The organism is Paeniglutamicibacter terrestris (genome assembly GCF_012271785.1).
Classification (GTDB): Bacteria; Actinomycetota; Actinomycetes; order Actinomycetales; family Micrococcaceae; genus Paeniglutamicibacter; species Paeniglutamicibacter terrestris.
The window spans coordinates 1-25,743 of record NZ_JAAWVT010000017.1; the positions used below are offsets into that span (position 1 = coordinate 1).

A 25,743-nucleotide genomic window follows, 5' to 3' on the forward strand; every position below is an offset into this window, starting at 1 on the left:
GACATGGCTTTGTTGCGCCACCTAGTCTCGATCGGTGACCTACTTTCCCTTCATTACCGGAATGGCTACCGGCTTGTCCTTAATCGTTGCCATTGGCGCCCAAAATGCCTTCGTCTTGCGACAGGGAATCCGCCGGGAGCATATCGGCATCGCCGTGTTGATCTGCCTGCTCTCCGATGCTCTGCTCATTTTTGCCGGTATTGCCGGACTGGGCAGTTTACTGAGCGTCGCTCCTTGGTTCATCACCGTTGCTCGCATTGGAGGTGCTGGATTCCTGCTGGTCTATGCCTTCTTTGCCGCACGCCGGGCGCTCAAGCCCAGGGGGTTAGAGGACTCCGCAGTGCTAACTCGGAGCACACGAGGCACCGTGGTGCTGACCGCACTCGCTTTAACCTGGCTCAATCCCCACGTCTATCTGGATACCGTTGTTTTGCTCGGTTCCATCGCCTCGGCCCAGGGGGACCCAGGACGCTGGATCTTCGGCGCCGGTGCCGTTCTCGGCAGCATACTGTGGTTCACCGCCCTCGGATTTGGCGCACGCTACCTGCGCAACTTCTTCGCAAATCCGCGTTCCTGGCGCGTGCTCGATGCGGTGATAGCAGCGCTCATGGCGGTGCTTGCCACCACGTTGCTGCTCCCACTTCTGGGCTGATCTTGGCTTCACAGTGAGCTCTCAACCGGCAACTCAGCCGGCGAGGCAAGACTTTCTAAACATCGTGCCTCGGCGAACCACCGCGAAACCCAGACGCTCATAGAGCCCCACAGCTCCAGTGGGGCTCTCCGTGTCCACCGAAAGGTCCACTTTTACATAGCCTCCCGCAAAGGCCGCCTCAACGACCGTGGAGAGCGCCCAGGCGGCATATCCGCGCCCGCGAGCGGAGCGAGCCGTACCCACACGCGAAATATATAGCTCCTTGGGCACCCATTCGCCGCTCAGAACATAACAAAGCCCACGCTCTTGAACGGGATCGTCACCTACCTCCAACAAGATTCGAGAATATTCGTTACGGAAGGATCGCGCGCGCGTCATGGCATCCCATTCAGCAACACTTTTAGGTGTGGAACCCCAGTGATCTGCGAATGCCTCATTGTCCAGCTCCCGAACCAGCTCAGCCAGGTCAGCGGAATAGTGAGCCAAGCGTAGGTTAGTGGACGGTTCGTGAGTTCGATCCTGCCGGCGAAATTCTGGAGGCGTAACGGCCATATCCTGAAAGTGTCGTGTCGGTTCATAGCCCCGTGACGCCGCAAAGGCTGAGGCGCTATGCCCCGGCGTATTTCCCCACATATCGATGGTGAAATCGACGCCCGGGTGGACTTCGCGCATCTTCTCCACCGCCCTAGCCTCGAGGTCATCCATGATGACCGCCCCAAGCCCGCGCTTTCGGTAGTCTGGCGCGACGCCTCCCCCAATAAAGACTCGTCCGCGCCCGTCGCGAAGGTGCTCACTCAACCGAAGCTGCCCGTATCCGACCATGGCACCGTCAATCCACAGCCCCAGAGTGTCTAACTCGGGCTGAACCCCGGGTTCGGCGAGTTCCTCGGCAAGGTCTTCCTCTTCGTAGAATTCCTCGGTGTCATCGACCACCGCCAGTTTGTTGGTCAGAGCGGTCCATGCGGATAGGTGTTCGGGATGAATCCAGTCGTGGCGCATGGTCTGCCTTTCGTCTCGCTGTGGATATGGGGATAACAAGCGTGGGTGTGGAATGTTCAGTCTCTCAGGATTCAAGATTCCCGCCCAGAGGTCCGGCAAACATCTTCTCGAGACTTAGTAACATGCTGTGCACTAAAGTTATCCACAGGTGGGGATAAGGCTGTGGGTTTCACCCAAAAAGGCCCAAGGCTAAGGGGAATCTTGGGGTTGAGTTATCCCGGGGTGCCTGTGTGTAAGTTATTAACAGTGTGGATAAGGTTTGTGGACAACAAGAGCGCAAGGCGTCTAGAAAGCTTAAATTTCCGCATGTTCTCGCGGATTCGTTCAAACTTTCGAAGAATGCTCCTAATGCTACGTATCAGTAGCTTTCACAACACTGCACAGGTTGTGCACTAAGTTATCCACAGCTGTGGATGAAATTGTGCATATTCTTCGCTTTTGTTCAGAAAACACATCGGACCGGCGTCAGCGCGGGCGCTGGAGCCGGTCCGGTTCATGTGAATTACACGGTTGTGAGTTATTAACAGTGTGGATAACCAATGTGGACAACTTTTCTTGTTGCCCGCTCCACAGGGCTACTGGAGTCGAATGTTGAGAGCACCGTAGAAAGTCAAGGCCACCACGAGCAGAACCAACAATGCCGTTCCTGCCCACTGCATCATGGTGCGTTGCGGCCCCTTAGGAGCATAGGCAAATACAGCAGCACTGGCGGCACCCAGCACCAGTCCACCAACATGCGCCTGCCAGGCGATACCGGGGAAGATGAAGCCGATGGCCAAGTTGATTGCAATGAGGATGACCAACTGGATCGTCTGTCCACCGCGTGCGCGGAACAAAACGAACATCGCCGCAAAGAGGCCGAAAACGGCTCCCGAGGCACCAAGGACGGGTACCCGCGGGTCGGCGATGAGCAGAACTGCCACGGATCCTCCCAACCCGGCGATGAGATACAGGGCAATAAAGCGCAATCTGCCAAGCATGGGTTCAAGCACACGTCCGCAGATGTATAACGCATACATGTTGAAGGCGATGTGTCCGACGAACGAAGTTGAATGGGCGAAGACCGACGTGAGCATGCGCCAAGGCTCGGGTTCAAGATATCCACTGGTGTACAGGCCCGCATAAACAAGGTGGCTGGTGACGCTGGGGAAGACCATTTGCAAGCCGAAGACCACAACGTTGATGATGATCAGCGCATAGGTCACCAGCGGGCGCCCATCGGTGGCCTTGCCGCCAAAGACGGTACGGGTGCTGGGTACCATTTTGCTGGCTTCGCGGACACAATCCACGCACTGGGTTCCCACGGCTGCCGATACTTGGCATTCGGGGCACATGGGCCGGGCACACCGCTGGCAGGTCACGTAGGAGATGCGGTCGGTGTGCCGCGGACACACGGGAGGCGCGGCAGCCTGATTTGGGTTGGGCAGTCCAAATGACATGGAAGTAATGCTCCTGTTGAATTCGTTCACGGGATCGTGTTCTGGTGTTTCGTCCTGTGCCACCATGCAAAACGACCCCGGCCGCATCCCTCAGCATCATTATTCACTTTGCAAGGCGAGGTGAAGAACAAAAGAAGAAGGACGGCGGACGGGGCCGTTGGCGGTCATCGACGCGAAAGATCGCGCCGGAACCTAGAAATTAGACAGCTGCGATATCGATGCTGGAGATAACAACATCTTCCAGCGGCTTGTCGCGGCCGTCGGTGGCAACGACGTTCAGTGCGTCAACGAGCTTGCGAGAAGCTTCCTCGGTGACATCACCGAAGATGGTGTGCTTGCCCTGCAGCCAAGTGGTCGGGATTGAGGTGATGAAGAACTGGGAACCGTTGGTGCCCTGGCCCATCTGGATGCCGGCGTTGGCCATGGCCAGCTTGTACGGTTCGCGGAAGTCGAGGTCAGGGTTGATCTCGTCGTCAAAGCGGTAGCCCGGTCCGCCGGTGCCCTGACCCAGCGGATCGCCGCCCTGAATCATGAAGTCGGAGATGATGCGGTGGAAGATCGTGCCGTTGTAAAGCGGCGTGTTGACCTTTTCTTCGCCGCTGCGCGGATCGGTCCAGGTCTGCTCACCGTTGGCCAGGCCAACGAAGTTCTTCACGGTCTTGGGGGCGTGGTTGCCGAACAGGTTCACGACGATGTCGCCCAAATTGGTGTGGATGGTGGCTGTGTGCGTTGGGATTGCAGTCATGACTGTCATTCTTCCATGACCGACTTGGCCGCCGCAGCGAATGGCTACGCGCTCAGTGAACAATGAATTTCGTTGGGGGATCAGCGAGGCAGACAATGGCCGTAGTTCGGGTGAGGTCGTAGGCTAAGACCAAGCAAACGAAACGATCGAAGGGGTTCACTGTGATGTCGAAACGTACTGCCCGGGACTTTAGCGAAAGCGTTGCCACCAGCGCGGAGCAGGCAAAGGATTGGGCCGCTCCGAAGGTGGACACCGCTGTGAAGTGGGCTGTTCCTCGCATTGAGAAGGGCATCGAGAGCGCATCACCTAAGATTCAGGAGGGCTTGAACTGGGCAGCACACGAGCTTTCCGAGACCGTGGCCAAGGTCAGCCCCTTGATTCAGGATTCCCTCGATAATCTGGGTCCGCGGATTTCCGCCGCCATCGACGAGGCAACCCCACGGGTCCAGAAGGCTGTGGATCGCGCCACACCTGCACTGAACGAGGCCCTCGGAAAGGCAACTCCGGCGTTGAGCCACGCCCGGGACGTCGTGTTAAACGAATACCTGCCGGCAGCCAACGAAAAATTTGGTCAGGCTGCGGAATTTACCGCACGCAAGCTTGATCAGACCAAGGTGCCGGAGGCACTTGCCCAGGTTTCCGAAAAAATCACCCCCAGTCCCGAAACCATCGAACGTCTCCAAAGCCGCGCTAGTGCAGCAGTTGGACATGTCAGCAAGGAGCTGGAAAACGTGCAGAAGCCCGCTAAGAAGAAAAAGGGTTGGCTGATCTTTGCCGTTGTTGCTGCAGCTGGCGCCGCGGCAGTAGCCGCCTGGCGTGCATCCAAGCCCATCGATGACCCGTGGAAGACCCCGACCCCGGTGGAGCCGACCACGGTTCGTGCCAGCGGCCCCGTAGAGGCTCCCGCGAGCGTTGAAGAAGTTCGCGAACAGGTCGCAGAATCTGCCGAACAGGCCAAGGAAAACGCCGCCGAGGCGGTTGCGGAAGCCAAGGAGAAAATCTCCGAGAAGGCTGCCGAGGTTTCGGCCGAGGCTACGACCGCAAAGCACAAGGCCGAGGAAGAACTCGAGGCAAATCAGGACAAGACCGCCGAGGCAAGCTATGGGGACGGCGCACCGAAGCCGGGTCCGCGCGCCAAGAAGTAACGAGGTTTTCTGCCGCCGCGGCGGCAGTCGATCGTGGGGCAGCATCTCCTCCGAGCCAGCGCAGAAGATCGCGGGGCGAGGAGGGGTGTGCTGCCCCTTTTTTATTGTCCGGGGTCAGCAACCCGGGGCACGGCAAGTATGCGTCCCTGACCGCGGACCACAAAGAATAGTCCGCCCAAGATGACCACGAGTCCGATGATCGTCCCGGCCGGCAATACTTGACCAAGGAACACCGCCGCGAGAATCGCTGCGCCGGGGATCTCCAAAAGAATCAACGTGGAAACCGTCAGCGGCCCTAGGGACGTCAAGAGATGGTTCAGTGCAGAATGTCCCAGCACCTGCGAACAGATAGCCAGCGCCAGGATGCCGATCCAGCCCTTGGCATCAAATCCCCATACCGGGACGCCAGCAATCAGACACATGGCCAGTAGCATGAGCGAAGTCATGCCGTAACATGCGGTGGTGTAGGCGCTGGTGCTCATGGTTTCGCGCGCCTTAGCCCCAGATAAGGTGTACACGGCAGCCAAAACCCCACCGATCAGGGCATAGACGTCACCGAGAAGCGCGTCGGTTCCCGAACCAACGTCCAACCCCGTGATGACAACAACTCCCCCGAAGGCCAAGAACACCCCTAGGCCAACGCGCCAGCCGTATTTGGCCCCACGCAGGAACTGGAATAGGGCAATCCACGCGGCCTGCAGGCAGACCAGTGCCGTAGCTGCGGCGACCGTGGTCATCCTGATTGAATTCATGAAGAACGCGAAGTGTAGAGCCAGTGAGATGGCTGCGAGGGCGCTCCAGGCCCAATCTCGGCGCTTTAGCCGGCTAAAGGTACGTGGCTCAATCAATAGCGCAGGAACGGCCATGACGGCCGTTCCGATGGCGTTGCGCCACAGCGCCATGGAGAGGGCCGGAACGGCCGGGAAAGCGGCAATGAGCGGTCCCGACGCTGCAACGCCTAGGACTCCCACCAGGGCGAATATAAAGGTCATCTGCCGACTCCATGATTTCTGACGGCCCCGGATCCCCTCCGATGGCCCCTCTGCGATGTTAACGCAGAAGGTCCGGAACTCTCGTTCCGGACCTTCTAATTTCTGTGGAGACTAGGGGGGTCGAACCCCTGACCTGAAGCTTGCAAAGCTACCGCTCTACCAACTGAGCTAAGTCCCCGTATTTTTTTGTACATCTCCTGCTAGGCAGTCAATGCTTTACTACTGAATCTAACAACCGACTAAATCATGATACCTTATCGGTACCGTTACTCCAGACAGCCTTTTCAGCAGTGGAATCCTTGTATTTACGATAGCCGATAACGCCGGCGACTACTGCCACCAACACTAGAAATTTCCGCATGGAGATTTCCTTTCACCTACCGCTTGGACGAGGTAATCCGTGGGCGTACCTGGACTTGAACCAGGGACCTCTTCGTTATCAGCGAAGCGCTCTAACCGCCTGAGCTATACGCCCTCTTTGTTCCCGTTGGGAACGAGATAAAACAATACCCGAGAAACCGCCCAAGAAACAAATCGGCCCTCGGGGGTACCTGTGCAGGAATCCCCGAGGGCCGAAAAAGCGCTTGTTTCCGCGACTTAGTCGTCGGTGAGCGTCACACCAATTCCGCCAACCAGGGTTGCGGAGAGGTTATAAAGCACCGCTGCCAGCATCGAAAGCACGGTGATAAGCACCACATTTACGACGGCAAGAATTGTTGCGAAGGAGGCAACCTGCCCCAGGGACGCAATTTCCTTGAGATCGAACCCACCTTCGGTACCGACGATCTCGCCGATCAGGCCGTTGATCGACGCGAAGATTCCGGTCAAATCAAGAATCGACCAGAAGACCACCGAAGCAACCACCGTCACGATGCCCAAGGCAACCGACAAAAGAAATGCCATTTTCAAGACCGACCACGGGTCAACCTTGGAAACGAGCAGGCGGGCCTTGCGGACCTTGGCCTTAGGTGCCGGCCGAACCAGCTGCTGCGGGCGTGCGGCAGGGGTTCCGGGGCGCGCAGCGCCTGCCGGACGCTGGGCCGCTCCCGGGCGCGGGGCCGTGCTAGGTCGCGGCGCTCCTACGGGGCGCTGGGCCCCTGCGGGTGCCTGCCGTGGCGGTGTGGGACGGGTGCCACCAGTGCCGCCCGCCGGGCGGGGCGTATTTGGGGTGCTCACGCGTTACCTCCGTCGTTGATGGCCTCGTCGTCGTGCCCAAGGTTTTCCTCGGTGTCTACCGGGCGTTCTTCGCTCGGCAGGCCCTCAGAGGCCAGTTCTTGTGTCTTTTCCGCGTCCAACGGTACTGCATCTTCCTCGGGATTATCTCCGAGGCCGCGCTCGGTGTTCTTCGCGACGGCAATGATGCGGTCCTTCTTGTCCGGCTTGGCAAAGATGACGCCCATGGTGTCACGGCCCTTGGCAGGAACCTGCGAAACGTCCGAACGAACGACCTTGCCGCCCTCCATGACCACCAGAACTTCGTCCTCATCGTGGACAATCAGCGCACCGACCAGATCACCGCGGTCCTCGGCAAGCTTGGCCACCTTGATACCCAGGCCGCCACGAGACTGTACGCGGTATTCACTCACCGAGGTGCGCTTGGCGTAGCCACCCTCGGTGACGACAAACACATACGAATCCTCGGTGACAACGTCGGCGGCCAGCAGCTCATCCTCATTACGGAACTTCATGCCCGTTACGCCGGAAGTGGCTCGTCCCATCGGGCGAAGCGCATCATCGGTGGCGGTGAAACGGACCGACTGACCCTTGCGGGACACCAGCATCATGTCATCGCTATCGGAAATCAGCTGTGCGGAGACCAGTTCATCACCTTCGCGCAGGTTGATGGCGATAACGCCGGCCGTGCGGTTGGTGTCGTAGTCGCTCAGGCGCGTCTTCTTGACCAGGCCGTTGCGGGTGGCAAGCACCAGGTACGGAGCCTGCTCGTAGTTGCGCAGGTCGAGGACCTGGGCAATGTGCTCATCGGGCTGGAACGCCATCAGGTTGGCCACGTGCTGTCCCTTGGCGTCACGCCCGGCCTCGGCCAGTTCGTAGCACTTGGCACGGTATACCCGCCCGTGGTTGGTGAAGAAGAGCAGCCAGTTGTGCGTGGTGGTGACGAAGAAGTGCTCCACCACATCGTCTCCGCGCAACTGTGCGCCCTTGATGCCCTTGCCCCCGCGGTGCTGCGAGCGGTAGTTATCACTGCGGGTGCGCTTAACATAGCCACCGCGAGTGATGGTGACGACCATTTCCTCTTCGGGGATCAGGTCCTCGATGCTCATGTCTCCGTCGTAGCCCATGAGTACCTTGGTACGGCGGTCATCGCCGTGCTTCTCGACGATTTCGGCGAGTTCCTCGGAAATGATGGTGCGCTGGCGCTCCGGGGAGGCAATGATGACCTTAAATTCTGCGATCATCAGCTCCAGCTCGGCGTGCCGGTCCTGGATCTTCTGACGTTCCAGGGCTGCCAGACGGCGCAGCTGCATGTCCAAGATGGCGCGGGCCTGAAGATCATCGATATCCAGCAATTCCATCAAGCCGTCGCGCGCGGCTTCGGTGGTATTGGAACGGCGGATCAACGCAATGACCTCGTCGAGGGCATCGAGTGCCTTGAGCAAGCCACGCAGAATGTGCGCCTCTTCCTCGGCCTTGCGCAGGCGGAACTGCGTGCGACGGATGATAACTTCCATCTGGTGTGCGACCCAGTGACGGATGAAGGCATCGAGCGAAAGCGTGCGGGGGACCCCGTCAACAATCGCAAGCATGTTCGCGGAGAAGTTGGACTGCAGTTCGGTGTGCTTGTAGAGGTTGTTCAGCACGACCTTGGCCACTGCATCGCGCTTGAGCACGATGACCAGGCGCTGGCCGGTGCGTCCCGATGTCTCATCACGCAGATCCGCGATACCGGAGATCTTGCCGTCCTTGACCAGTTCGGCGATCTTCACCGCCAAGTTATCCGGGTTTGACTGGTAGGTCAGCTCGGTGACCACCAAGCAGGTACGTCCCTGGAGTTCCTCAACGGAAACCACGGCGCGCATGGTGATCGAGCCGCGGCCGGTGCGGTAGGCATCGGAGATGCCCTTGGTGCCAAGAATCAGGGCACCGGTGGGGAAATCTGGGCCCTTGATGCGCAGCATCAGGGCATCGAGGAGTTCCTCACGGGAAACATCGGGGTTTTCTAGGTACCACTGCACACCCGCTGCCACTTCGCGCAGGTTGTGCGGCGGGATGTTGGTGGCCATCCCCACGGCGATGCCGGAGGAACCGTTGACCAAAAGGTTGGGGAAACGCGCCGGCAGGATGGTGGGTTCCTGGTTCTTGCCGTCGTAGTTGTCCTGGAAGTCCACGGTGCCTTCGTGGATGTCGCGGACCATTTCCATGGCCAGCTGGGACATCTTGGTTTCGGTATAACGCGGTGCGGCGGCGCCATCGTTGCCCGGGGAACCGAAGTTGCCCTGGCCCAGGGCCAGCGGGTAGCGCATGGTCCAGTCCTGGATCAGGCGTACCAAGGCATCGTAGATCGAGCTGTCGCCGTGCGGGTGGTACTGACCCATGACCTCGCCGACCACACGGGCGCACTTGTTGTAGGAGCGCTCCGGGCGGTAGCCACCGTCGTACATCGCGTAGATCACGCGGCGGTGCACGGGCTTCAGGCCATCACGCACGTCCGGCAGTGCACGACCCACGATGACCGCCATGGCGTAGTCAAGGTAGGAGCGCTGCATCTCGGTCTGCAGATCGATCTGGTCGATCTTGTCGTGACCGGTGAGCACCTCCACGGCGTCATCGATCACCGCACCCTCAACGATGTTCTCGTCGGAGGTGACGCCGTCCTGCGGGTTTTCGGGAGTCTGATCGCTCATCGATTTCTTCCTCTAATCAAAAGTTTGTGTCTAAACGCTTCGGGAGTGCGAGAAATCGAGGACTAGATGTCCAAGAAGCGCACATCCTTGGCATTTTGCTGGATGAAGTTTCGACGCGATTCGACGTCCTCGCCCATCAGGACGGAGAAGATCTGGTCGGCGGCGGCGGCATCATCCATGGTGATCTGACGCAGCGTGCGGTGTTCCGGATCCATGGTGGTGTCCCAGAGTTCCGAGTAATCCATCTCGCCCAGACCCTTGTAACGCTGGATGCCGTTGTCCTTGGGCAGGCGCTTGTTCTTCGCTGCACCGGTGGTCAGCGCGTCGTCGCGTTCCTTGTCCGAATACACGTATTCGTGGGCGGCATTTGACCACTTGATGCGGTACAGCGGCGGCTGCGCCAGGTAAACGTAGCCGTTTTCGATCAACGGGCGCATGAAGCGGAAGAGCAGGGTCAGCAGCAACGTGGTGATGTGCTGGCCATCAACGTCGGCATCGGCCATCAGCACGATCTTGTGGTAACGCAGCTTGGCCATGTCGAATTCTTCACCGATACCGGTGCCGAAGGCGGTAATCATCGCCTGGACCTCAGCATTGCCCAGCGCGCGATCAAGCCGTGCACGCTCCACGTTCAGGATCTTGCCGCGCAGCGGCAGGATGGCCTGGGTGTGTGGGTTTCGTCCGCGCTTGGCCGAGCCGCCTGCGGAGTCGCCCTCCACGATGAAAACTTCGCACTCGGAAGGGTTCTTCGAGGAGCAGTCCGAGAGCTTGCCCGGCATGCCGAAGGATTCCAGTGGGGACTTGCGGCGTGCGTTGTCCCGTGCCTTGCGTGCGGCCATGCGAGCCTGCGAGGCCAGCTGAGCCTTGCGAATGATGTCGCGGGCGGTAGTGGGGTTGCGCTCAAGCCAATCGCCGAGTTCCTCGTTGACCACACCCTGAACAAAGCCCTTGGCCATCGAGTTGCCCAGCTTGGTCTTGGTCTGACCCTCGAACTGTGGTTCGGCGAGCTTGACCGAGATGACAGCGGTCAGACCCTCACGGATGTCATCACCGGTGAGGTTCTCATCCTTTTCGCGCAGGATCGTCTTTTCACGCGCATAGCGGTTGATCAGCGAGGTCATGGCGGCGCGGAAACCCTCTTCGTGGGTACCGCCCTCATGGGTGTTGATGGTGTTGGCGTAGGTGTGCACCGATTCGGAGTACGAGTTGGTCCACTGCATGGCCACCTCAACGCTGATGCCCTTGGAGTTATCCTCTGATTCGAAGGCGATGACGTCCTCGTGGACGAGTTCAACCTTCTTGGAGGAGTTCAGGTGCTTGACGTAGTCCAGCAGCCCGTCTTTGTAGAGGTAATCCACGACGCGGTGCTTCGGGGTAGCGTCGTTTTCCTCGTCGGCGTCGGTGGCGATCTCATCACCGTCGACCACCAGGGTGCGCTCATCGGTGAGCGTGATGCGCAGTCCCTTGTTCAGGAACGCCATCTGCTGGAAGCGTGCGCGCAGCGTCTCGAAGTCGAAGTCGATGGTGTCGAAGATCGTGGCGTCGGGGTAGAACGTCTGGATGGTACCCGTCGCATCGGACTCTTCGCCCTTGACTAGGGTGCCCTGAGGCTTGCCACCGTCGGCGAAGGACATCCGCCAGACGCTGCCCTGGCGGCGGATCTCGGTGTCCACACGCTCGGAGAGCGCGTTAACAACGGAGATGCCCACGCCGTGTAGGCCACCGGAGACGGCGTAACCGCCGCCGCCGAACTTACCACCGGCGTGCAGGATGGTCATGACGACCTCGACCGTGGGCTTGCCCTCGGTGGGGTGAATATCCACGGGGATGCCACGGCCGTTATCTTCAACGCGCACACCACCGTCGTTGCGCAGGGCAATTTGGATGTGATCACAGTGGCCAGCCAGCGCCTCGTCAACGGAGTTATCCACGACCTCATAAACCAGGTGGTGAAGTCCTCGAGACGAGGTGGATCCGATGTACATGCCGGGGCGCTTACGCACCGCTTCGAGGCCCTCAAGAACCGTGATGTCCTGCGCGCCGTAGGTGTGCTCCACTCGGCCGCTGATCTGGTCTTCTGCAGGTTTCGCGGCGGGGGTTTCACCGGCTTCTACGGAATCGATTGGTTCCTGGGGTGTGGTGTTATCGGTAGACACAGGTGCTACAGACTCCTCAAACAGTGGAAGGCCGAACACTGGGGGTGTTCGATCATGAACCGACGTCTTGCCGAAGCGACAAGACGTCTGTGTCAATTCTACCGTGCGGCTCCAAATAAACCGGTCATTGACGGGCGAGAATATGCCGCTATTAGCCAACAATCCCCGTTAGGAGCGATTCGATCATCCTCAGGTGGGGGGCTATGTGGTTTGGGCGCTCGGAACGCGCCAGTGGGCCAGCTACGCGTTCCGGTTTTTCTTATCCATAGGTGTCGCGCGGTCCGCGCCCCTTGACCGAACGTCCACCATGGCGCCAGGTGGGTGCCGCCGGGCCCAATACCCGGATGACGGTGATGACGCCCGGGCCCAGTTCCTTATCAAAAGTCTTGAGCAATTCGTGAGACAGCAAGCGCAGCTGAGTGGCCCAAGTGGTGGAATCGCAGCGCACCACCACGGTGGAATCCTCGAAGGATTCGGGGGTGCAGTGGGCGGAGATTTGGGGTCCCACCAGTGAGCTCCACCGCGATAGGACCGATCCGACGGCTACCGGAGCCGTCCATCCTCGATCGCGGACAATCTTGCCAAAGAGGTTCCCAATTTCTTGCGGGTCACGCCCATCGGTGTATTTGGCCGGCGCCGAGCTGGCCCGCCGGCGCTGTTTGCGAGCAGCAGCATTGTCTTCGTATCTGGCGGCCTTTGCCGCGTCCATGCGGGCCTCGCCGCGGCCCAGTGCCGATTCACGCATGCGATTAAGGATGGCGCGAGCAGCGTCCATGGCCTCGGGCACATGTGGATCCCGGTCATCACTCACGAGTGCACTACTCCGGGGCTGACCCGCAGGAAGGTGCCGCCAAGTTCTTGGGGGACATCCCCGGCTACCGCGGCAGTGACAATGACCTGGTCCGCACCGGCAACAATTGATGCCAGCCGGGTGCGCCGGGTGGCATCCAATTCGGCAAAAACATCGTCCAAAATCAAGATGGGTCCGGCACCCGGGCGCGGATCGTCTTCGCCGAGTACCTTGTAGGCGGCAAGACGTAAGGCCAAGGCTAAGGACCACGTCTCCCCATGGCTGGCGTAACCCTTAGCTGGTGCACTGCCCAAGGTGAGTAAAACATCATCGCGATGCGGACCAACCAGCGTGATCCCGCGTTCAAGTTCCTTGGCACGCTTCTCCAATAAGGCGGCTAGAAACATTTCCTCAAGTTCTTCGAGGCTCGCATCCAGCAAGACGGCCGGGGCCACGGGGGCGGATTCACCGTCGGTCAGGGGAGGGTCTGCGGCAGTGTCGTCTTCGTCAAAATCGGCGACGATGGTGGATTGGTAGTGCGCTCTGGCCACCTTGTTGGCGTCGGCCAATGAAGCATAGGCGCCGGCCATATAGGGGGAGAGCATCTTCAGCACATCAAGACGTCCACGCACCACCCTGGCCCCGGCTCGAGCCAGATGGGTATCCCAGACATCTAGCGTGGATTCGTGTGCCGTGGAGAGCTTGCCGCCGGTGCGCGCAGATTTCAGCAAAGCGTTGCGCTGCTTCAGAACTCTTTCGTAGTCCCCGCGTGTGGCCGCTTGTCCGGGCCTGAGCGTCACGAGGAGCTCATCGAGAAAGCGACGACGATTCGAAGGATCACCCTTAATCAGGGCAAGGTCTTCGGGGGCAAAGAGCACGGTCCGAACGATGCCCAAAACGTCGCGGGCCCGCACTGGATTTGCACGGTTGATGCGCGCACGGTTCGCTTTACCTGCGGTGATCTCGACTTCAAGCGTTGTTACTTGCTTGGCGCGGTGGACACGTGCTCGAACCAGTGCTCGCTCGGTGTTGAAGCGTAACAAGGGTCCATCATTGGTGACCCGATGCGATGAAAGCGTCGCAAGGTAACCGATGGCCTCGATGATGTTCGTTTTTCCGACGCCGTTGGAACCTACAAGAACATTGGTGCCAGGTCCCAGTTCAACATCGGCTTGCGCATAAGAGCGAAAGTCGGTGAGAGAGACATGTGAGATATACACCTAGACGTCCTGCGATGGGCTAAAAGGGTGGGTTGCCGTTGATCGGGAGGCCACTGATTGGCATAAAGCATAATAAAAAATGTGTTCGACCACCCCTGTAGGAGCGATCGCGGGGCGGCCGAACACGAGATTGCAGCGGGATCAGAAACTAATTCTTCTCCCGTGGGCAACCTAATTGGGCAAGTTTGGAAGGCGTACCGGCATAACCAGGTAGCGATATTCGTCGCTGTCTTGGCCGTCAAGCGAAGACTGAGCAGTCATCATTGCCGGCTTCGGTGCGCTGGTGAAGGAGAAACGAACGAATTCACTGGAGAAAGCGTTCAATCCCTCGCTCAAGTACGCAGGGTTGAAAGCGACGGTGATTTCTTCGCCATCAATCTGAGCTTCGATGGACTCTTCAGCCTGAGCGTCCTCTCCGGTTCCGGCATCCAAGGAAAGCTGGCCACCAGTGAAGGAAAGACGAACGGGTGTGTTGCGTTCCGCAACGACAGCAACGCGACGGACCGCTTCCATCAGAGCCGAGGTACGCACTGTTGCGTGAATCGGAGTGTTCTCCGGGAAGAGCGAACGGATCTTGGGGTAGTCCCCATCAACGAGCAATGAAGTGGTGCGTCGGTTTCCACTTTCAAAACCAATAAGTTCGTTACCCGCACCAAGGGCGATCTTGAGTTCGCCAGCGGAACCCAAAGTTTTTGCAACCTCGTTTAAGGTCTTTGCCTTCACCAGTGCTGAGGTGGAAATACCGGCCTGAGATGGCTTCCAGTGCACTTCGCGCATCGCGAGGCGGTAGCGGTCTGTTGCCAAGAAGGTAATCAGGTCATCTTCGATTTCCATCTTGACGCCAGTCAGGATGGGCAAAGTGTCGTCTTTGGAAGCTGCGACGATAACCTGGTTGATCGCGTGGGCAAAAGCCTCGCCATCAACTACACCGGTTACCTCGGGAAGCACTGGAAGTTCCGGATATTCAGCTACGGGCATGGTTGCTAGGTGGAAGCGACTTCTGCCGCAGGTCAAGGTGACCTTGGTGCCATCGGTTTCGATGACGGCGGTTGCGTTGGGAAGACTGCGGCAGATTTCAGCCAGCAGCTTTCCGGAAACCAAAATTGTTCCTTCGGTTGCCACATCAGCGGCGATCTCGAGATGTGCAGAAATCTCGTAGTCAAACCCAGCCAACGAAACCGTGCCGTTGGTGGCCGTGATCAGAATGCCCGACAGGACCGGGGACGGAGGTCGTTGGGAAAGTGAACGGGCGGTCCAGGATACGGCTTCGGCCAATACATCCTTTTCAACGCTGAACTTCACGAAGTGGTCCGCCTTTCACGACGACGTCGATGGTACTTGGGCTAGAGCAAGCTTAGCGTCTTGACGGAAGCTAAAAACCAAAAAGCTTGCCTGAAATGGGCTTGCTTTCGGTGAGCTTGCTATGTGGGCCGACTGCAACTGAGGCAGAACTGTGGCACAGCCTTCGAGCATACCGGTTTTTGAGGACTCATGAAGTTGCTAGTTCCCAAGGGGGATTGGCCACGAACAACGAACAACCAGAAACGCACGTACATATCGGGGATCAGTGGGATCCAGAACTGCGATGGCAGTGATTCAACCGACAGTCTGTTATTTACCGAGAGCTCTTCAGCAAATAGAAACCCTCCCGTAAGAAATCAGCTGTTGATGCGAAAACGAAAAATTCAACGTACCGGGGGAGTGCACTTACTTCGGAACGGATGTTGGTTCGGTGCTGGCGGAAGAAGCCTCTCGAGATTAGTGAGGATATCCATCGGAGAGATAACTCTGTTGGGACAAATCTACAAGCTGCTGACTGCTCGAGCTGGATACGTGCAGAGCGTTCTCGTCATCCGGTGAGAAGTGTTCGCGGCAAGTCTTCAAAACTGCGTTTGGAGATGGTTTGCACGCTTGGTGCTCGTAGGGGACTTGTTATTTGGATGAATAAGAAAAATGGGGTTAGTAGTGTTAATAACCCCTGTGGATACTGTGGATAAGTCCCTAGGGCCGCGGAACCGTACCGATTATGCATGTGCACAACATGTGATTGGGCGTGACACTGAGTGTCACGCCCCGGTGGACAACTTTTTGAGAGAAATTAACCATCCACAGCCCACTGCATGGTTATCCGCAGTTAATTGCAGTAGTCCACTTAATGATCCACAGGTTTATCCACACCTGTGGTTATTGGATTTGAGGCTCGACTATCCCTCGCGTTGACGCTGCTTGATCCTGTTGGTGAGCTCGGTGACCTGGTTGAAGATGGCTCGTCGTTCGGCCATGAGTTCACGGATCTTGCGATCAGCATGGATCACCGTGGTGTGGTCGCGACCACCAAGCTCTTGGCCAATTTTGGGCAAAGACATGTCGGTGAGTTCACGCAGCAGATACATGGCAATTTGTCGGGCAGTTACTAATGTTCGGGTTCGTGACTTGCTAGTCAGTTCCTCGATCGTGAGATTAAAGTACTCGGCTGTCTGCGCAACGATGGTTGCCGGAGTTATTTCCTGGGCACCCTCGTCGGTGATCAAATCCTTCAACACCGTTTCTGCCAGGCTCATATCAACAGTTTGGTTGTTGAGTGAGGCGAATGCCGTGACACGAATCAATGCGCCCTCAAGCTCACGGATATTCGTGGAGATCTTGGAAGCGATGTACTCCATGACATCGTCTGGCGCCGAAAGATTCTCCGCTGTGGCCTTCTTGCGAAGGATGGCAATGCGGGTTTCAAGTTCCGGCGGCTGAATATCGGTGAGCAGACCCCACTCGAAGCGAGAACGCATCCGATCCTCGAAGCCCGAAAGCTGCTTTGGCGGCAAGTCTGAGGTGATCACGACCTGTTTGTTGTGATTGTGCAGCGCATTGAAGGTGTGGAAGAACTCTTCCTGGGTGGCATCCTTGTTGGCCAAGAACTGGATGTCGTCAATGAGCAAAATATCGACGTTTCGATACGTTTGCTTGAAGCTTGCTCCCTCGTCATCACGAATCGAATTAATAAAATCATTCGTGAATTCTTCGGAGTTAACGTAGCGAACACGGATGCCGTTATAGAGATGCCGCGCGTAGTGACCAATAGCGTGAAGCAGGTGCGTTTTACCCAACCCCGAATCGCCGTAGATGAATAACGGGTTGTAGGCCTTGGCGGGGGCTTCTGCAACGGCAACGGCTGCTGCGTGGGCAAATCGATTCGAGGAGCCTATAACAAACGTATCGAAGATGTACTTGGGGTTTAGCCGGCCAAACTCCTGAGAATTCGAAGGTGGAGACGGCTGGGGGAGAACATCACTGATGCGCGCCTTGGGAACTGGAGGCAGTTCGACCGGTGGCGCTGGCACCTCATCCGGGAGCAGATCCGAATCAATGCTGAATGCGCAGCGGATATCGGACTGAAAAACGAGCTTTAGGGACTGTTCTAGCGGATCCTTGAGCTGAGTCTGGAGGACATCGCGAGTCAACTCGTTAGGGACGGCCAGCAAAAGGGTGGTTCCGATGAGCCCCTGCGGCTGAGCCAAGGCGGCGAACGCGCGCTGCATCGGTGTCACCCTGTCATCCTGTTCGATGTGGCGAACTACCTGACGCCAGGCACTACCGACGCTATTCGTCTCGTCTGTGCTCACAATAAGGCCCCTTCGTTGTGTTGCATCGACCAAACGGGCGACGAAGAAGGGGCCCTCAACTGCAGAACCCCGACGGATTGATTCTAGCGGTCATCCACAGCGTTATGCACAGTCGGTGGATAACTTGAGGTGGATATCTCCTTAGGGCTTGCAAAACTGCATGAATGCGGGTAAAAATTGAGATCTAAGATATACGCTTCAGATGCGATAAGCGGACTTTTGCACCGATTATCCACTGCTCTATCCACAATTTTGATTGCTTCGCACACACGGTCAGACGAGGACTCGAAAGAGCTCAATTTGACGTACCTTCCTTTGCGCCCCTATCGTTGTGTAGTCCTATGTGTCTACTTTTGGCACTGCGAGATGCTTTCGTCGGTCTTCGGATCTTTGAAATGCATGTAAGCAGTTCATACGTGGCACCTGAATACGAGCGTCGGCCTGTTCTTCCCTACTTATTAGCAACGGGCAAGGCGCATCACCTGATCGTCTTGGAGTTACTACCGTGAGCAAGCGGACTTTTCAGCCGAATAACCGTCGCCGTGCAAAAAAGCATGGTTTCCGTCTTCGTATGCGTACCCGTGCAGGCCGTGCCATCTTGGCAGCCCGCCGTGGCAAGGGCCGCACCGAACTTTCTGCATAACCATTAAGCACTTCAGTCCTGAAACAGCGCAGGCTTTCGTGAGTTCTTTGTTTATCAGACACGACGCGTGACGTCGTGTTGCCAAAGAATCAACGGCTGCGCTTTTCTCAGGACTTTACAGCTACTGTACGTTCCGGCGCCCGCACTGGGCGCCGGAACGTAGTGCTATATGCACGGGTTCGTAATGACGAACCCCAGGGCAATAATCGTTTTGGATTTATCGTCTCCAAGGCCGTTGGCAATGCCGTGCACCGCAACCTCGCTAAGCGAAGGATGCGTGCATTGGCCGCGCAGTTTACTGCGGATGCCATCGGTCTTGACGTCGTGGTCCGGGCATTGCCTGGAGCCGCCGATGTCACGTGGGACGAACTAAGCCAACAAGTTGAATCAGGACTTGTAACGGTTATTCGTAAGGCTGGTGTGAAACGTGAAGAAGGACTCTAAGCCCAGAACCGGGCTCATATGGTTCCTCATCGATATTCCGCGAAACCTCATCATCGGGTTCCTCATGGTTTATCGCAAGATCGTTTCGCCAATCTATGGCGATGTGTGTCGTTATTTTCCCAGCTGCTCGGCCTATGGCCTTGAAGCAGTCACTGTACATGGCGTCATCAAAGGCATCGGATTAACCATCTGGCGTGTCCTAAGATGTAATCCTTTTAGCCATGGCGGGATCGATTACGTTCCCGATGGCCGAAGAATTTGGCCAGAAGGCAAGACCCCCAAGATCATGGTGATGAATCATCCTCCGATTCCCGCCGACGAAGATGCCGCAGATGCGGCCAGAGGAGCATGACCGGTAATGACAAACTTCTTTGACCTGCTACTGAGCCCCTTTCGGTATGTAGTCTCGTGGATCCTCATGGCCTTCCATGAATTGTTCACCCGAATCGGACTTGATCCCAACTCGGGATGGACTTGGGCGCTGTCCATCATCTTCTTGGTGCTTTTGATCCGTACTGCGCTGATTCCGGTCTTCGTCAAACAGATCAAGGCCCAGCGCGCCATGCAGGCCCTGCAGCCGGATCTCCGTAAGCTTCAGGCCAAGTACAAGGGCAAGAAGGACCAGCTCTCGCAGCAGGCCATGATTGCAGAGCAACGACAGCTGTTCAAGAAGCACAAAACCAATCCCCTGTCGTCATGCCTGCCTATGCTCGTCCAGATGCCGTTCTTCTTCGCGTTGTTCACGGTTTTGAACAATGCATCAAAGGCCAGCGCGAACAATGACGGTGTTGGAGCACTTTCCGCCGATCACATCCGCAGCTTTGATGCTTCGTCAATCTTTGGCGCACGTCTTTCCGACACCTTCCTGAACACCCTGAACTCGGGATCCCCGAGTGCAGCAGTGATCATCGTCGCTGTCGTGATGATCCTTGCGATGACCGCTTCGCAGTTCATCACCCAGAAGCAGATCATGTCCAAGAACATGACGAAGGAGGCCCTTGAAGGCCCCTTCATGCAGCAGCAGAAGATCATGCTTTACATCCTTCCGCTGGTCTTCGGCATTGGTGGAATCAACTTCCCCATCGGTGTTCTGATCTACTGGACAGCCACCAACCTTTGGACTTTGGGACAGCAGTTCTACGTTATTCGCAACAACCCGACACCGGGTTCGGAAGCGGAGCGAGAGCTCAACGTGCGACGCGCGGCTAAGGGCCTTCCCCCGTTTGGTCAGAAAAAGGTTGATGAGGCCGCAGCTGAAGCTGTGGTTGAAGCGCCTAAAACGCAGCGAGTCCAGCCCCAGCGTAAAAACAGGAAGAAGAAGTAGCCATGAGCGATGTTGAGCAAAGCGAAGCCGTCGAGACTCCCACTGCGGTAGAAGAGGATGTTCTTGACCACGCCAAGATCATTGAGGAAGAGGGCGACATCGCCGCTGACTACCTCGAGGAATTGCTCGATATTGCCGATCTTGACGGTGACATCGATATCGAAGTTCGTGGTGGACGGACCTATATTTCTATAGTTGGCGAGCCGGCAGATGAGAAGTCACTGGGACGCCTGATCGGTTCCAAGGGCGAGGTTCTGGACTCCCTTCAGGAACTGACTCGTTTGGCCGTACTGACTGCCACCGGCAACCGTTCGCGCCTTGTTCTGGATATCACCGGCTACCGTCAGGGCCGTGCTGGTGAACTCAAGCGTCTCGCCGAGGAGGCCGTCGCTAAGGTCCAAGCGACCGGTGAGGTCATTGCACTCGATCCAATGAGCGCGTACGAGCGCAAGCTTGTCCACGATTGCATCGCGACCCTAGGCCTGCACAGCGAGTCCGAGGGCGAGGGCCCCGGCCGTCACATCGTCGTCTCTAGCGCAACCTCCTAAGTACGGAACCAAGGAACAGTACCCCATGAGCAACGAAGTAGAACTTACGCCAGAAGAGACCCAAGCTGCCCGGACAGTGTTCGGCGATCGCCTGGAGCTTGCTGAGCGTTATGTTCAGCACCTGGCCACCTCCGGTATGGAACGCGGGCTGTTAGGCCCACGTGAAGTCCCACGGCTGTGGTCGCGGCACGTCTTGAATTGTGCCGTTGTTGCGAACCTGATCGATCAGGGTGCACACGTGGCTGATGTTGGCAGCGGTGCGGGGCTTCCAGGGCTGACTCTGGCGCTTGCACGCGCCGATCTGGAGCTCACCCTGATCGAGCCCTTGGAACGTCGCTGCATTTGGTTGCACGAGGTTGTTGAAGATCTTGGACTAGAGAACGTTACGATCATGCGCGGCCGTGCTGAGCAGGTTATAGACCACGTGAATGCGGACTTCGCGACGGCACGAGCAGTATCCGCGCTGACCAATTTGGCCGGCCTAACGATTCCTTTGCTTCATGGAAAGGGAACCGTTCTGGCCATTAAGGGCCGTTCAGCTGCCGAAGAAGTAGAAAAGGCGAGCAAGATGATTCGCCGCCTTGGTGGAAAAAAGATAGAGGTTGTCACAGTCGGCGAAGGGCTGCTGGTAGAGCCCACGACAGTGGTGCGGATCAACGTAGGCTAGCGCAATCGCGATAGGCTGTATGGGGTGGCTTATTGCCACGCCTGAGGTTAGTAGAAAGAACCGTTTTGAAGCGTAGCATCAACAAGATTCCACCGTTTGCAGCGCTTTTTGCTAGTTTCGGTTCATCAAACAGCCAAGAACAACCAGAAGAGATTGTTTCTGCCGAAATTGAAGTTGTTTCACGTGAAACAATCTTCACCGCTGCGTCAATCCTTGACGAGACTGAAGCGGTAGAGCTTACGGATTCCGAGGGAGATGAACCAGTGGTGGCGAAAGAACCTGCGACAGTAAAGAATGTTTTTGATACCACCGATGACAGTTCTCCGCTGGCCAGCCAGCTGGCAAGCGAGCACAAGCGCCGCGAAAAGCTGAGCGAACGAAAGCTGCCCAAGCCAGACGAAACGCGCTACATGACTGTCAGCAATCAGAAGGGTGGGGTTGGCAAGACCACCACCACTGTTAATATTGCGGCCGCTCTAGGGCTCGCTGGCTTGAATGTCCTGGTCATTGATATTGACCCCCAGGGTAATGCTTCTACCGCTCTGGGCATCGAGCATCATGCAGATGTGGACAGCATCTATGACGTGCTTATCAATGATCTGCCATTGGCCGATGTTGTGGCCATCTGTCCTGACATCGATAGACTCACTGTCGCGCCAGCAACGATCCATTTGGCTGGTGCAGAAATTGAACTTGTTTCGCTGGTCGCACGCGAACAGCGGTTGCGTCGTGCATTGGAGAAGTACGCGGTCTACAGGGACGAGAATGGACTGGAGCGTCTGGACTATGTGTTCATCGACTGCCCTCCGAGCCTTGGACTCTTGACGGTCAATGCGTTTGTTGCTGCCCGTGAAGTGCTCATCCCTATTCAGTGTGAGTACTACGCGCTGGAAGGACTCAGTCAGCTGCTCAAGAACATTGAGATGATTCAGAAGCACCTCAACTCGGACCTCACTGTTTCGACGATCCTCCTGACCATGTATGACGGTCGAACGAACCTGGCCGCTCAAGTTGCGAGTGAAGTTCGCGAGCATTTCCCCGATCAGGTGCTTCAGGCTTTGATTCCCCGTAGTGTTCGTATCTCGGAGGCGCCTAGCTATCAGCAGACAGTCATAACCTATGACTCAAGCTCCACGGGAGCTCTTTCGTATTTGGAAGCTGCGGCCGAAATTGCAGAACGCGGAGTCCGCTAAGCGCTGACGACGCATTCTCGACGCCTTCTGGTCTTAGGACCGAATGGTAGAGAACTATTTTTGCTGAAGTTACTAGGCAACTGAGTATGGTTGCTAAACACCTTTTGCGTTGCTGGATCGATCTTGAGACCGGTGGTGCCTTGAGTGGGGGAGAGGTAGGGTCAACTTGGACCTGAGCCACACCCACGATCAGCATCCTGAACTATGAATCACAAACCAGTAGAATTGCCTTGGGTCAAGGTAGTTACGGTGTCGAAAGGGAGAAGCATCCAATGTCGGAAAAGCGACGTGGTTTAGGACGAGGTCTCGGTGCGTTGATTTCGAGCAGCCCAGTCGTGGAATCCGAAGTAGAAGCTCCAAAGGATGTTTCACGTGAAACACCAAAATCCTCCGCAGCGCGAGCGACCAAGACGGCAAACGTGACTGCACCGAAGCGTCGGACAACTCCCTCGGCACCAAGCAACAAAAAAGCACGTCCTGTGGATATGTTTTTTGTACCAGGAAAAACCGAAGCCGAGGCCGAGGCCGAAGCCGAGGAAAGTGCCGGACCTTCTTCCGTTGCCGCTAAGAAACGTCGCGCTCAAATGCCTGGTCTTATTGCGTCGTCAGGTCGGGCAGGAGATCTCGAGCCCATTGAATCGGTAACCGATGATTTGGTCGAAGTTCCTGGTGCAAGGTTTGCGGAAATCTCCGTTGGCCAGATTCACCCCAACCGCAAACAGCCGCGGTCGTACTTCGACGAAGAACACATGGCCGAATTGGTCCACTCCATTCGTGAAGTGGGACTCCTGCAGCCAATCGTGGTTCGCCCGTCCCGCGAAAATGACAAAGAGCCCTATGAAATTGTCATGGGTGAACGCCGTTGGAGGGCTACGCAAGCAGCCGGCCTTGAGACCATTCCGGCCATTGTTCGTGAGACTCAGGACGACGATCTTCTACGTGATGCCTTGCTGGAGAACCTTCACCGGTCACAGCTCAACCCCCTGGAAGAGGCTGCGGCGTATCAGCAGCTTCTGAGCGAATTTAGTTGCACCCAAGAAGAACTCTCGGAACGTATTGGTCGATCGCGGTCACAAATTTCTAACACCATCCGGCTCATGAAACTACCGGCTTTGGTTCAGCGCCGTGTTGCTGCTGGGGTCATATCCGCGGGACATGCACGTGCTCTTCTCGGACTTGTTGACGCGGTGGCGATTGAAGAGTTGGCCCAGCGCATTGTGAATGAGGGCCTCTCGGTACGATCTACCGAGGAAGCTGTCGCCCTTAGTGACGGACAAGCGAAAAAGACCAAAGCCAATACCCCGAAGCAAACTGCACGGCACGAACGGCTAGATTTTTTGGCTACGTCGTTGTCTGATCGGCTTGATACGAACGTCAAGATTTCGCTCGGTGCCCGTAAGGGTAAGGTGAGCATTGAATTTGCCAGCGTTGATGATCTCAATCGAATCATGAGCGTGCTATCGCCGGAATCGATTGAGAAGTAAAAGTTCATGGCCGTGATGGTGGGGAATGTTTCACGTGAAACATTCCCCACCATCACTCGTTTAAGGCTTCATGCTGCAGGGTTTCGGGAAGCAAAGGCGATGGTTTTCGACGCTTCGGAATGACGACTTCTCCGAATTGATTGAGGGCTCTACGAGCCATCGATATTTCGCGATGAGGGATATTGACAGTAGGAAACCAGAGCTAGCAATGGCAACAGTTGACCCAAGCTCCTTCAGGCCTCTTCTGAGCGACCAATTTCTCTCATTCGAGGACCGGGTGCCTAATTGCCCCATTTGGCCCCTGTGCGGGCGTGGGAGCTTCGTGAGGTCCTAGGGCGGCCAATGGCCACGCATTAGAAATGCGGTTCTGCCAGAGGAAACGATCTTGAGGCCGCCGCTCAACTGACATCGACATCGATGTAAATCGCCTTCTCCCTCAATTTTGAACGCTGCCGTGAGTCGATCAGCATCATTGGGCATTGGGGGAGTCGAAGTTGTTTCGTCATCATTGGGCGTTGGGGGAGTCGAAAGTGTTTCGTCAACTTTAAGTCGGCCATTAAAGCGCTTAGAATCAGGCCACTTTGGCTCAGCTTTCCGCCATGTTTGCGTTTGGTCGATTCCACGAACCCGTATTTGACCCGCTAGGAATCTCCGCGGAATTGCAACAGCCGCCCAGGTGCACCAACCGATTTGTGACAGCGGTAGCCAGTTGTCATCCCGCACAGCGTTTCGCACTTCGAGAACTCCTGGTTTGTCGTGATGTTCAGGCTCCGCTCTTCAACGCATCTGCGATCATCGGGAACGACAATTTGGTCCCTTCGGCACCTATCATCTTGAGCCATCTATACCTTCGGGCTCAGCGTCGGATGGCGTGGTGGCCGTCCCGCTCCATGACCACTTGGACTTGGACCTGGACGTGGATGTCGGAGCCGAGTCGCCGGCGTCACCACCGAGCACACGGCGTTTCGAACACGCGGGATCGGGCAACAGCGGCGTTCCCCGGACGCGATCAGCCTGCGTAGGTGCACTGCGGTTGGAGGCCGGGACAACAGCTCCGCACTCAACACTAAGACGGAACCCGACGTGCACGTCCCGTAGACAGTAGTGACCGGCAGTCTGCAAGGACTACCGCTCAAGACTGAACCTATTCACGTCGTTGCATCGCCCGCCACCTCGCCGACAAAGTGGAGCCCTGCAATGCCACGAGTGGCTCCCACGAAGAACGGCCGCGTTTGCCCGACGTATATCGCGTTCATCGAAATTTCTCACCTCGTGTTGATCCGCCCAGAAGGGCGGACCTTCCTCGAAACGGATGGTCTCTGACCACGCATCAGTTCTCGAGAAGGGCCCGCGCGTCTGGGTTAACGCAGAGGGAAGATTCGGACGTCCACGCGTTTTAAAGAATGGAATGAGCATCAATGAGCATCAAAGAGATCGCCCGACGCACAGGACGAGACCACAAACCAAACATGCGCACCTCCCGGGAGAACGAATAGTCGGCAGACGCCAACGCGTGACCGATCCGTTCGATGCCTTCGAGGACTACGTCCTGGCCCGCCTGATCGAGGACTCCACTCCTCTGAGCTCAAACTCTGATGGACGATCTGCAGAACCTCGACTTCGCGCTTTCGTACCAGACTTTGACTAGAAATATTCGAGTCCTGAACCTACATCCGGTCTGCCAATCTTGTAAGAGCTGGCCTAACGCCATCATCGAGCACCCGACCGGTGAAGAAGCTCAATCGGATTGGCTCAAGCTATACCATCCGCCCGCCGGGTGAGTATTCGACGCTTTGGGGACCACCCATTATTGCCATTGGGG

General features: G+C 57.0%; 22 protein-coding genes and 2 tRNA genes. 10 read left to right on the plus strand and 14 right to left on the minus strand.

The features are described 5' to 3' along the window. Positions 1–61 precede the first annotated feature (61 nt). A complete protein-coding gene (locus HED64_RS19385) occupies positions 62–652 on the plus strand; it encodes a LysE/ArgO family amino acid transporter (protein WP_168153600.1) in 591 nt (196 codons plus the stop codon). Positions 653–685: 33 nt separating this feature from the next. Here HED64_RS19385 and HED64_RS19390 read toward each other — a convergent pair whose 3' ends face one another. The 3 genes from HED64_RS19390 to HED64_RS19400 form a co-directional block, all read right to left on the minus strand. Then, the gene (locus HED64_RS19390) at positions 686–1,651 is read right to left on the minus strand and encodes a GNAT family N-acetyltransferase (protein ID WP_168153587.1); all 966 of its coding nucleotides are present in this window, start codon (positions 1,649–1,651) and stop codon (positions 686–688) included. Between the two features lie 575 nt (positions 1,652–2,226). Further along, the gene (locus HED64_RS19395) at positions 2,227–2,913 is read right to left on the minus strand and encodes a rhomboid family intramembrane serine protease (protein ID WP_342590787.1); all 687 of its coding nucleotides are present in this window, start codon (positions 2,911–2,913) and stop codon (positions 2,227–2,229) included. Between the two features lie 376 nt (positions 2,914–3,289). Beyond that, positions 3,290–3,835 (minus strand): peptidylprolyl isomerase, encoded by a 546-nt coding sequence (locus HED64_RS19400; protein WP_168153589.1) that lies wholly within the window; start codon positions 3,833–3,835, stop codon positions 3,290–3,292. Between the two features lie 164 nt (positions 3,836–3,999). Between HED64_RS19400 and HED64_RS19405 the strand changes: the two genes are divergently transcribed. Beyond that, positions 4,000–4,980 carry a hypothetical protein gene (locus tag HED64_RS19405; RefSeq protein ID WP_168153590.1) on the plus strand — a complete coding sequence of 327 codons (981 nt, stop codon included), beginning with the start codon at positions 4,000–4,002 and terminating at the stop codon, positions 4,978–4,980. Positions 4,981–5,081: 101 nt separating this feature from the next. Here the strand turns inward: HED64_RS19405 and HED64_RS19410 are convergent, their stop codons facing one another. From HED64_RS19410 to dnaA, 11 genes are all read right to left on the minus strand, one after another. Then, the gene (locus HED64_RS19410) at positions 5,082–5,972 is read right to left on the minus strand and encodes a DMT family transporter (protein ID WP_168153591.1); all 891 of its coding nucleotides are present in this window, start codon (positions 5,970–5,972) and stop codon (positions 5,082–5,084) included. 105 nt (positions 5,973–6,077) lie between these two features. Continuing rightward, positions 6,078–6,150: transfer RNA gene (locus HED64_RS19415), tRNA-Ala, on the minus strand. A gap of 66 nt (positions 6,151–6,216) precedes the next feature. Continuing rightward, positions 6,217–6,333, minus strand: coding sequence for a DLW-39 family protein (locus HED64_RS19725; RefSeq protein WP_210150033.1), 117 nt, complete (start codon positions 6,331–6,333; stop codon positions 6,217–6,219). A 40-nt stretch (positions 6,334–6,373) separates the two neighbouring features. Then, a tRNA-Ile gene (locus tag HED64_RS19420) sits at positions 6,374–6,447 on the minus strand. Positions 6,448–6,569: 122 nt separating this feature from the next. After that, positions 6,570–7,148: a DUF3566 domain-containing protein gene (locus HED64_RS19425; protein WP_168153592.1), complete on the minus strand. Its 579-nt coding sequence runs from the start codon at positions 7,146–7,148 to the stop codon at positions 6,570–6,572. Then, positions 7,145–9,835: a DNA gyrase subunit A gene (gene gyrA / locus HED64_RS19430; RefSeq protein ID WP_168153593.1), complete on the minus strand. Its 2,691-nt coding sequence runs from the start codon at positions 9,833–9,835 to the stop codon at positions 7,145–7,147. Before gyrA ends, HED64_RS19425 begins: the two co-directional genes overlap by 4 nt. Positions 9,836–9,897: 62 nt before the next feature. Then, complete coding sequence (gene gyrB, locus HED64_RS19435; protein ID WP_342590788.1) at positions 9,898–11,991, minus strand: DNA topoisomerase (ATP-hydrolyzing) subunit B; 2,094 nt, start codon at positions 11,989–11,991, stop codon at positions 9,898–9,900. Between the two features lie 259 nt (positions 11,992–12,250). Continuing rightward, entirely contained in the window at positions 12,251–12,802 is a 552-nt protein-coding gene (locus tag HED64_RS19440) for a DciA family protein (protein ID WP_425351819.1), read from the minus strand. Beyond that, positions 12,799–14,001 (minus strand): DNA replication/repair protein RecF, encoded by a 1,203-nt coding sequence (gene recF, locus HED64_RS19445; RefSeq protein WP_168153594.1) that lies wholly within the window; start codon positions 13,999–14,001, stop codon positions 12,799–12,801. Before recF ends, HED64_RS19440 begins: the two co-directional genes overlap by 4 nt. Positions 14,002–14,172: 171 nt before the next feature. Continuing rightward, positions 14,173–15,303 carry a DNA polymerase III subunit beta gene (dnaN, locus tag HED64_RS19450; protein ID WP_132360801.1) on the minus strand — a complete coding sequence of 377 codons (1,131 nt, stop codon included), beginning with the start codon at positions 15,301–15,303 and terminating at the stop codon, positions 14,173–14,175. A 902-nt stretch (positions 15,304–16,205) separates the two neighbouring features. Further along, positions 16,206–17,618, minus strand: a complete 1,413-nt coding sequence (dnaA, locus tag HED64_RS19455; protein ID WP_132360799.1) for a chromosomal replication initiator protein DnaA — start codon at positions 17,616–17,618, stop codon at positions 16,206–16,208. Positions 17,619–18,123: 505 nt separating this feature from the next. Here dnaA and rpmH point away from each other — a divergent pair. The 8 genes from rpmH to HED64_RS19495 all read left to right on the plus strand — a co-directional run bounded on the left by rpmH (position 18,124) and on the right by HED64_RS19495 (position 23,921). Then, positions 18,124–18,261, plus strand: a complete 138-nt coding sequence (rpmH, locus tag HED64_RS19460) for a 50S ribosomal protein L34 (protein ID WP_003800212.1) — start codon at positions 18,124–18,126, stop codon at positions 18,259–18,261. A gap of 75 nt (positions 18,262–18,336) precedes the next feature. Further along, on the plus strand, positions 18,337–18,705 hold the full coding sequence (gene rnpA / locus HED64_RS19465; RefSeq protein WP_168153595.1) for a ribonuclease P protein component: 369 nt from the start codon (positions 18,337–18,339) through the stop codon (positions 18,703–18,705). Next, positions 18,689–19,057, plus strand: coding sequence for a membrane protein insertion efficiency factor YidD (yidD, locus tag HED64_RS19470; RefSeq protein ID WP_132360795.1), 369 nt, complete (start codon positions 18,689–18,691; stop codon positions 19,055–19,057). Before rnpA ends, yidD begins: the two co-directional genes overlap by 17 nt. Before the next feature lie 6 nt (positions 19,058–19,063). Continuing rightward, on the plus strand, positions 19,064–20,029 hold the full coding sequence (gene yidC / locus HED64_RS19475; RefSeq protein WP_168153596.1) for a membrane protein insertase YidC: 966 nt from the start codon (positions 19,064–19,066) through the stop codon (positions 20,027–20,029). Positions 20,030–20,031: 2 nt separating this feature from the next. Further along, positions 20,032–20,577 (plus strand): Jag family protein, encoded by a 546-nt coding sequence (locus tag HED64_RS19480; RefSeq protein WP_168153597.1) that lies wholly within the window; start codon positions 20,032–20,034, stop codon positions 20,575–20,577. 25 nt (positions 20,578–20,602) lie between these two features. Beyond that, positions 20,603–21,244 carry a 16S rRNA (guanine(527)-N(7))-methyltransferase RsmG gene (gene rsmG / locus HED64_RS19485; protein ID WP_168153598.1) on the plus strand — a complete coding sequence of 214 codons (642 nt, stop codon included), beginning with the start codon at positions 20,603–20,605 and terminating at the stop codon, positions 21,242–21,244. 65 nt (positions 21,245–21,309) lie between these two features. Next, complete coding sequence (locus HED64_RS19490) at positions 21,310–22,437, plus strand: ParA family protein (protein ID WP_425351820.1); 1,128 nt, start codon at positions 21,310–21,312, stop codon at positions 22,435–22,437. 272 nt (positions 22,438–22,709) lie between these two features. Continuing rightward, on the plus strand, positions 22,710–23,921 hold the full coding sequence (locus tag HED64_RS19495; protein ID WP_168153599.1) for a ParB/RepB/Spo0J family partition protein: 1,212 nt from the start codon (positions 22,710–22,712) through the stop codon (positions 23,919–23,921). The last annotated feature ends 1,822 nt before the right edge of the window (positions 23,922–25,743 follow it).